The sequence below is a fragment of the Kitasatospora sp. NPDC127067 genome, assembly GCF_042724755.1.
GTDB lineage: Bacteria > Actinomycetota > Actinomycetes > Streptomycetales > Streptomycetaceae > Kitasatospora > Kitasatospora lactacystinica.
Window position 1 is genome coordinate 1 of sequence record NZ_JBHXEM010000223.1, and the last position, 7,933, is coordinate 7,933.

7 protein-coding genes are annotated in these 7,933 nt (G+C 76.8%); all 7 read right to left on the minus strand.

Annotated features, from left to right (window positions below):
• On the minus strand, positions 1–773 hold a 773-nt coding region (locus ACFWJ4_RS40075; protein WP_380554017.1), incomplete at its 3' end, for a putative baseplate assembly protein.
• Complete coding sequence (locus ACFWJ4_RS40080) at positions 773–1,210, minus strand: GPW/gp25 family protein (RefSeq protein ID WP_380554020.1); 438 nt, start codon at positions 1,208–1,210, stop codon at positions 773–775. The genes ACFWJ4_RS40080 and ACFWJ4_RS40075, both read right to left, overlap by 1 nt.
• Before the next feature lie 106 nt (positions 1,211–1,316).
• Entirely contained in the window at positions 1,317–1,628 is a 312-nt protein-coding gene (locus tag ACFWJ4_RS40085) for a PAAR domain-containing protein (RefSeq protein WP_380554023.1), read from the minus strand.
• 112 nt (positions 1,629–1,740) lie between these two features.
• A complete protein-coding gene (locus ACFWJ4_RS40090) occupies positions 1,741–3,519 on the minus strand; it encodes a VgrG-related protein (RefSeq protein ID WP_380554025.1) in 1,779 nt (592 codons plus the stop codon).
• Complete coding sequence (locus tag ACFWJ4_RS40095) at positions 3,516–4,298, minus strand: LysM peptidoglycan-binding domain-containing protein (protein WP_380554028.1); 783 nt, start codon at positions 4,296–4,298, stop codon at positions 3,516–3,518. The genes ACFWJ4_RS40090 and ACFWJ4_RS40095 overlap by 4 nt, the downstream gene beginning before the upstream one ends.
• An 81-nt stretch (positions 4,299–4,379) precedes the next feature.
• A complete protein-coding gene (locus ACFWJ4_RS40100; protein WP_359897847.1) occupies positions 4,380–4,805 on the minus strand; it encodes a phage tail protein in 426 nt (141 codons plus the stop codon).
• Positions 4,806–4,949: 144 nt separating this feature from the next.
• Positions 4,950–5,486: a hypothetical protein gene (locus ACFWJ4_RS40105; RefSeq protein ID WP_380554031.1), complete on the minus strand. Its 537-nt coding sequence runs from the start codon at positions 5,484–5,486 to the stop codon at positions 4,950–4,952.
• Between the last annotated feature and the right edge of the window lie 2,447 nt (positions 5,487–7,933).

Sequence of the window (7,933 nt, forward strand, 5' to 3'; positions counted from 1 at the left end):
ACCCGGCAGCGCAGCCAGCCGGCCCGGCGCCCGGCGACCACCGAGGCGGTGTGCCCGGCGGGCACGAAGACGACCACCTCGCCGGGCCGGTTGAGGCCGCCGGTGGTGTCGCTGCCGGTCTCGCAGGCGATCCAGCGCGCGCCGTCCCAGACCTCCCAGGCCAGCGGCGGCTGGCGCGGGTCGACGCCGACGCCCTCCACCCGGCTGTCCAGCCGGACGATCAGGATGCAGCGCGGCACGACGGCGGGCAGGGCGAAGAGCATGGCGTCCCCGGCCGCCGGGCGCGCCTGGAAGCAGGGCACGTCCGCGCCGTCGGCCAGCCGGGCCGTGCCGTCGGACTGCTCGCCGGACGCGGAGACGGTGACCAGCCGCTCCAGCGAGCTGGGGACGATCGGCAGGTCCTCGGCGGTGGAGAAGACCACCGCGTCGTCGGTCTCGGTGCGCAGCGTGGAGACCTCGGTACCGGCCCGCAGCAGAACCGTCTCGGACTGCGGGGCGGAGAGCCAGAAGTCGACCTCGGCCCGGGCCGCGGCGGGCGGGAAGAGCCGGATGCCGAGCAGGTCGAGGAAGGCCGCGTAGTTCTTCTCCGGGACCCGGTTCAGCCGGTAGAGCAGCTGGTCCACCAGGTAGGCGAAGGTCTCGATCAGGGTGACGCCCGGGTCGGAGACGTTGTGGTCGGTCCACTCCGGGGCGCGCTGCTGGACGTAGCGCTTGGCCTCGTCGACGAGCTGCTGGAAGCGGCGGTCGTCCAGGTTCGGGGAGGGCAGGGCCATCAGCGCGCACCCCCGCCGACCGTGTCGAGGGCGTCCGCGCCCGGGTGCTCCGGGATGGTGTAGAAGGGGAAGACCAGGTTGCGGCGGTCGTTGGTGGCCCGCACGGTGTAGTGGACGTCGATGTAGAGGGTGCCCTCCTCGGCGCTGTCGAAGGCGATCACCACGTCGTCGATCTCGATCCGCGGCTCCCAGCGCTCCAGGGCGATCCGCACCTCGCGGGCGATCCGCCCGGCGGTGGTGCTGTCGCCCGGGGCGAAGACGTACTCGTGGATGCCGCAGCCGAACTCGGGGCGCATCGGCCGCTCCCCCGGGGCGGTGCCGAGGATCAGCCGGATCGCCTCCGCGAGCTCCCGGTCGCGCTCCACCATGGCGATGCCGCCGGTGGCGTTCACCCGCAGCGGGAAGGCCCAGCCGCGTCCTATGAAGCTGCCGCTCATGCGCCCGCCTCGCTTCGCTCGACAGGGGCATTCGCCCACGCGCACCCCTCGATGACTCGCTCTCCCCCAGCCTCCGGCCGGGGGTACCCCCATCGCTCGCTCATGCTCAGCCCCCGATCAGCACGTTGAACGCGCCGGTGGTGACGGTGGCGCCGCAGGTGGTCTTGTCACCCATGCGGGCCGCGGGCAGGCCGCCGATCAGCACCACTCCCCTGGTCACCGAGCCCGGGGAGGGCAGCACCAGGTTGCCGGGGCCCAGGGCCAGGTGCGGGGGGACGACGCAGGCGTGGACGGTGCCGACGACGGCGGCGGGGCGGCCGCCGATCAGCACGGTCGCCACCTTGAGGGCGCCCGGCGGCGGGGTGGTGAGGGCGCCGCCGTGGTCGGTCATGTCGCCGGTCCGGGCTGCGGGGGGCATCTGCGGTCTCCGTTTCCTGCGGTGCCCGGTGTTCGCGGGCACTCGCCATACTGCCATTGCTTCTTGACGTTTCGTCAGTCGATCGCCGGTCTGTCGCCGGTCGATCGGCGACTCAGTTGATCCGGACGAAGGCCCCCTTGAGCACCGCCTCGGCGCCACCGTCCACGGTGACCGACGTCGTGCCCCGGACGGTGACCGATCCGCCGCGCACGTTCACCGCGCCGGTGCCCGCGTCCAGGGTGATGCCGGAGGAGGAGAGCCGTACCGTGCTGCCGGCCGCGCCGCCGGGGCCGTGGACGGTCAGCACGATCTCGCCGCGCTGCTGGTCCAGGCTGACCTCCAACTTCCCGTCACCGCTCGCCAGGTGGACGCCGGACTTGCCGCCCGGCACGTCCAGCAGCTCCATCCGGTGGCCCGAACGGGACACCACCGAGCGGCGGTTGACCTTGCCGGAGGCCCCGTCGACCAGCGGCACGTCGTGCGGGGAGGGCCGGTCCACGCCGTTGTACAGCCCGCCCAGCACGTACGGGCTGTCCAGGTCGCCCTGCTCGAAGCCGACCAGCACCTCGTCGTTGACCTCGGGGCTGACCACGCCGCCGCCCCCGGCGCCGCCCCACTGCACGGTGCGCACCCAGTCGGAGACGTAGGTGTCGTCCAGCCAGGGGAACTTGAGCTTCACCCAGCCGCGCTGCCCGCCGCCCGGCTCCCGGACGTCGGTGACCACGGCGACGGCCAGTCCGGGCATCCGGGGCCCGCGCGGCGGGGCGTTGCCGCCGCTGGTCAGCCCGGCCAGCGAGCGGTCGGGGGCCGCGCTGACCACGACGGTGGTGCGGTAGCCGCGGAACGGTTCGAGCAGGTGGCGCACCCCGGTGGCGGTGTAGCGGCCGGAGAAGGCGGCGCCGACGTTGCCCAGCGCGACCGCGGTGCCCGCCCGCAGCCGCGGGTTGCCCTCGGCGACGACCTCCAGCTCGCCGAAGCCGGCCGCCACCGAGGCGGCCAGCGACCGGGCCACCGAGGCGGTCTCCGCCTGGGTGCGGTACGGGGTGTCGGCGACGGTCAGCCGGGACTGGCCGGGAAAGGCGGAGGCCACCACCGAGGGGCTCATCCCCGGCTGCACGGTGCGGGAGGTCACCGCCGGCTCGGTGGCGACCAGGGCGCTCTTGGTGGTGACGTTCCAGCCGCGCGCCTCGACCGTGTCCGCTCCTCCGGCGCCGGTCAGCACGCCGCGCAGCTCCAGCAGGTTGCGGCCGTACTCCAGCACCAGCGGGTTCTGCGGCGCGGGGGTGGAGGGGGCCGGTGCGCCGGAGGCGGGGTCGGGCCGGACGAACTCCAGCCTCCCGTCGTCGTCCACCCGCACCTGGGCGCCGCTCTCCTGGGCCAGGAACTGGAGGAACTCCCAGTCCGGGACGTTCGCCTGCGAGAGCTGCTGGTGGACGACGGGGAAGGAGTCGACCTTGCCGCAGGTCAGGCCCGCGCCCGAGGCGACCTGGCGGACGATGTCGGCGGTGGTCATGTTCCGGAAGGCCTTCACCCGGCGCCCGCGCATCAGCCGGTGGGTGACCGCCGAGGCCCGCACCACGGTGTACGAGCCGGTGGTGTCCACCTCCAGCTCCAGCGCGGTCACCTCGCCGGTGAACAGCCGCGCCCGGGTGTTGCCCTGCACGGTGACCACGGACACCTTCAGCGGGGTGCCGATGGTGATCCCGGTGGCGGAGAGGAAGGTGTGGTCGGCGTCCCGGAAGGACAGCACCACGGTGTCGGGCAGGCCGACGCTCTCCTCGATGTCGCAGGAGACCAGTTGGGTCACCCAGATCGGCGGCAGCGGGCCCGGCGCCTCGACGACGGGGTCGGCGGCGAAGGAGCGGCCGCCGCGGGCCTCGGGAGTGGTCATGGCCGTCCGCCCTGGGTGGGTTCCTGGTTCCGGGTGTGGGTGTGACTCTGGGTGAGGCTCTGGGTGTGGCTCTGGGTGAGTTCCTCGATGCCCGGCACGATCAGCTCCGCGCCGGGGACCAGCGCCAGCGGATCGTCGATGTCGTTGGCCTCCGCGATGGCGCGCCAGGCGGTGGCGTCCCCGTAGGCCCGCCAGGCGAGCATCGGCAGGCTGTCGCCGGCGATCACCCGGTGGGTGCTGCGGGCCTCCGGCGAGCCGGAGGTCGGGTTCTGTCCGGCCGGGTCGACGCTCGCCTCGTCGATGGTCAGCGAGCAGACCGCCCGCAGCGGCTTCCCGTCGACGTCGAAGAGCGAGTAGGTGACCGAGAGGCCGGTCAGCACCCCGTTGAAGGACGTGGTCTTCAGGGTGCCCCAGTCCAGCCGGATCCACGGGCTGGCCGGCGTCTTGCGCGCCAGGCTGGCCGGGGTGGGCACGCACGCCGTCATCAGCTGCTCCACCGCCCGCTCCACCGAGTTGTCGTGGGTCGCGGTGGAGTCCAGGAACACGTCGAGGGAGAGCGAGCGCGGACCGCTGCCGACGAACTCCGGCAGCGCGGACTCGCCCGCCATCCGGGACGGGGTGCGCCGCCACTCGGTGGTCTTGCTCAGCACCAGGGTCGCCGGGTTGAACTGGAGCCGGAGCTGCGCGAGCGTGCCGCCGGGCTGGGCGCCGACCGTGGACGGCGGCTCCATGATGGTCAGTTGGGCCCGGGTGACGCTGGCGGGGACCGCCGGGGACATCCTGGTGCTCCTTCCGTGGGTCGGGCTGTGGGGTGGGTTCCGTGGATCGGGTGGGCCGGGCGGGCCGGGCGGGCAGTGGGGTCAGGAGGGGCGCAGGCCCGCGTGGGCGATCTCCAGGGTCTCCATCGCCGCCTGGGAGTTGGCGGGATCGAAGGACGGCCCCTCCCAGCGCACCGGGACGATCCCGAGCACCTGCCAGCCGACGATCCGGCTCAGGTCGGGCCGCAGCGCCACGATCTCGCCGTCCTTCGGCTCGACCTTGCGGACGATCTCGGACAGCCAGCGGGCGATCTTCGTGGTGTCGGCGGTGACCGCGCGGGTCAGCGTGATGTTCGACCAGGTGATGCGGCCCGGCAGCTGCCAGGCGAAGCCGTTGTTGCCGCCCTCCGCGTACTGCTCGATCTCGACCTGGGCGCCGAGTCCCGAGCAGGTGGTGAAGTCGCCCAGGTCGTTGCCGCCGATGGTCAGGCTGAAGAACACACTGGACGCGAAAATGTTGTCGGTCATCGCTTCTGCTCCCTGCTTCCGGTCACGTCGCTGCTGCGGCCTGCTGTCGGCCGTCCGCCTGGTCCACGCTCTGGTCCGCGGCTCCGGCCCGCGTTGGCCGTTCCGCCGGCCGGCGCGCGGTCCGGCCTCCGGTCCGGGCCGGGCTCAGCGGCGCATGTCGTACGGTTTGCCGCTGCGCTCCCGGCCCCTGCGCAACTCGGTGCGCAGCAGCCGGCCGACCGGTTCGACCAGGCGGCGGGCCAGTTCGTCGAGGTCGGCGGGGTCGGCGCGCCGCTCGGCGCCCGGTCCTGCGGGGGCCTTGCCGGGGGTGCTCGCGGCGGGCGGGGTACCGGGGGTGGCGGTTCGGGCCGGCCCGGCGAGCTGCACCGTGGTGGGTGTGCGCGCGGGCACGGCGGTCATCGGCACCCCCGTCAGGCCGGTCTGCTCGGCCACCCGCTGCAACAGCCGGGCCGTGGCGGGCGACGGCGGTGCGGCCGGCCCGGGCGAGGCGGACAGGGCCGACGAGGCGGACGGGGCGCTGGTGGCGTGCCCGGCGGGCAGGGCCCGGGCCACGACGAGCGCGGGCGCGGACGCGGGGACGGACGCGGGTGCGGGCGCGAGTGCGGGCGCGAGTGCGGTGGCGGGCTGCGGGCCCGGTAGCCGGCTCGTACCCGCCGGGGCCGCGACGGCGGGTGGCGGCATCGGGGACGGCTGCGGAGGCCGGGGCATGGCCGACAGGCGCTGGACCGACGGAGCCGCCACGGGCCTGAGCCGGACGACCGGCGGGCGCGGGGCGCTCGCCGCGGCGGACGGCGAACCGGGGGCGCCGGGGTTCGCGTACCCACCGGACCTCGGCGTGGCGGACCGCTGCACGTCCGGGAGGCCCGCGCTCGTGGCGCCGGGCCGCGGCGCCGCCGGGACACCGGGGTTCAGGACTGCCGCACGGGGCTGACCGGGCAGGACGCGCGGTGGGCCCGCCGGTGCGGGCGCGGCCGGGACGGCGGCAGGTGCCGCCGGGCCTCCGGCCGCTGACGGGTGATCGACGACGGTCGGGTACTCGGCCACCGTCCGTCGGACCGGCCGTGCCGACGGGCGCCGTGAGAACACCCGTTGCACCGCGGCCACGACCCCGCGCGGCGCGGCCGCCCCCGGGGTGGAGGGGCGCTCCGCGCGGGGGGCCGAATCCCCGGCTGCGGCACCGCCGCCTCCGGAGCCGGTGCCCGGCGAGCGCCGCGCCTGCGCACCCGAGCGGCGCGGCGCGGCAGCGGCCGGTGCAACTGGCGCGGCCGGCGCCTCGCCGTCCGGACGGGACACCAGAGCGTGGGGCCAGGCGGCCCGGACCACGGGCGGCGTCGGCGCCGACCCGACGCCTCCGCCGGAGGGAGCGGCGGCAACGGGCGCGAAGGGTGCCGGCGGAGTGGCGAGGGCGACCGTCATCCGGCGGTCGCCGAGCAGCCCGCGCCGCTGACCGATGAGTCGAACGGCTCGCTGCACGCCCAAGCCGCCAGAGGACCGACGCGCCGGAACCGTCACGGACACCACCGGACCGTTGCCGCCGCCGAGCGGGGCGCCCGCCGGGCGCGTCCCGGGGCCGGTCGGCTGCGCGGCGGCTCCCGGCCGCCGCTCCGGGCCGCTGCCGGACGGCGACGCGGCGGAGGCACCCGTCGTCCCCTGCTGGGCGTCGGAGGGCGCCGGGCGTCCGGCCACCGATCCACGAAGGCCGCGATCCGCACCGGCGTGCGCGCTGCGGCCACCGGCGGTCGGAGTACTCGGGCCGGCGGGGATGGTCGGGACGGTCGGGGTGGCAGGGATGCTCCGGCTGGCCGGGATGTCCGGACCGGCCGATCGCCCGTCATCACCGCTCCGGACGGGGGACATCGCCTCGGCCGGGCCGTCGCCGGGGCTCCGGGTGGCGCGCTGCACGGGCAGCCCCTCACCGGCCACCGGCGAGGCGGCGGCAGAGACTGCGGCGGGGGCGGCGGCAGAGGCCGCGTCACCCGTCGCCGGGGCCGCGATCCGCCGGACCGGTCGGCGCCCGCCGAACAGCGGAGCGGTGCCCCCGGCCACGGCCGCCGTCGGCGGCAGCGCGTCGAGCGGCGCGCCCAGGCCCCCGCGCGTACGGGCGGGGGTCGGGTCGGGCGGGAGCGGTGCGGCACGGTCGGGGGACGGCGTCGAGGACGGTGCGGGCGTACCGGCTGCGGGCAGTGCGCGCTGAACGGGCGCGCCCTCGGCGGGCCCGCTGCGACGGGCAGGGGCCGGATCGGGCCGGCCCGGCAGGGCGCGATCAGGGGACGAGGACGGTGCGGGCGTACCGGCCCCGGGCAGTGCGCGCTGAACGGGCGCGCCCTCGGCGGGCCCGTGCTCGGGGCGGGAGGGTGCCGGGCGGGCGGGCTCGCCGGCCGTGGCGGTGCGTCGGGCGGAGGCGGCGACGTCCCGTCCCCCGCCTCCGCCTCCGGACGGCCGGGCATCAGCCGAACCGCCCGTCTCAGCGCGGGTGGACCCCGCGTCGGCGGGAACGACGGGCATGGCCGACCCGGCCGGGGCGGCACCAGAGGCCCCGGGGCCGTCGACGGCCAGAGGTGTGGCGCTCGCGGGCAGCACGGTCAGCGGCGCGCCGAGAACCGGGCGGGCGGGTGCGGCGGTGCCGGGCGCGGCGGCGCGCTGGACGGGGGTGCCGCCGGTCGGCCCGTTCGGTGTGGGCGCGGGGTTGTCGGTCGGCCCGCTCCGCGTGGGCGCGGGGTGGCCGGCCGGGCCGGGCGCCGGCCGTTCGGCGGCTCCGCCGCTCGCGGACGGGCGGCGCGTGCCCTCGACCGTCTCTTCCGTCGTCGCCGCGGGCCGCGGCGCGCCCGCACCCCGGCTCGCCGGTTCGGTGACGGCGGCCGGCGCCCTGACCTGCCCCGGGACGGCCGCCACGGGGCGCGCGGTCAGCAGGCTGGGCCGCCGGGCCACGACCAGCGGGGCCCCGACGGGACGCGGCCGCACCGGCCGGTCGGCCCGGACCGCCGAGTCGTTCGGGCGCGGGGAGGCGGCGGCCGCTTCGGGCGGCGCCGCACCGAGCGGGCCACTGGCGGCCTGCGGCCCTTCGGGCTTCGGTGAACTTCCCCTCACCGCAGCGGACTTCGACCCCCCCGGGACGGCCCAGTCTCGTA

What these genes read in the sequence shown, in the direction of transcription:
- ACFWJ4_RS40095 (WP_380554028.1), bottom strand. Translation starts at nt 4,298, where the DNA reads ATGTCCCCGGCGGTCCCCGCCAGCGTCACCCGGGCCCAACTGACCATC.
- ACFWJ4_RS40090 (WP_380554025.1), bottom strand. Translation starts at nt 3,519, where the DNA reads ATGACCACTCCCGAGGCCCGCGGCGGCCGCTCCTTCGCCGCCGACCCC.
- ACFWJ4_RS40100 (WP_359897847.1), bottom strand. Translation starts at nt 4,805, where the DNA reads ATGACCGACAACATTTTCGCGTCCAGTGTGTTCTTCAGCCTGACCATC.
- ACFWJ4_RS40085 (WP_380554023.1), bottom strand. Translation starts at nt 1,628, where the DNA reads ATGCCCCCCGCAGCCCGGACCGGCGACATGACCGACCACGGCGGCGCC.
- ACFWJ4_RS40105 (WP_380554031.1), bottom strand. Translation starts at nt 5,486, where the DNA reads ATGCCGCCACCCGCCGTCGCGGCCCCGGCGGGTACGAGCCGGCTACCG.
- ACFWJ4_RS40080 (WP_380554020.1), bottom strand. Translation starts at nt 1,210, where the DNA reads ATGAGCGGCAGCTTCATAGGACGCGGCTGGGCCTTCCCGCTGCGGGTG.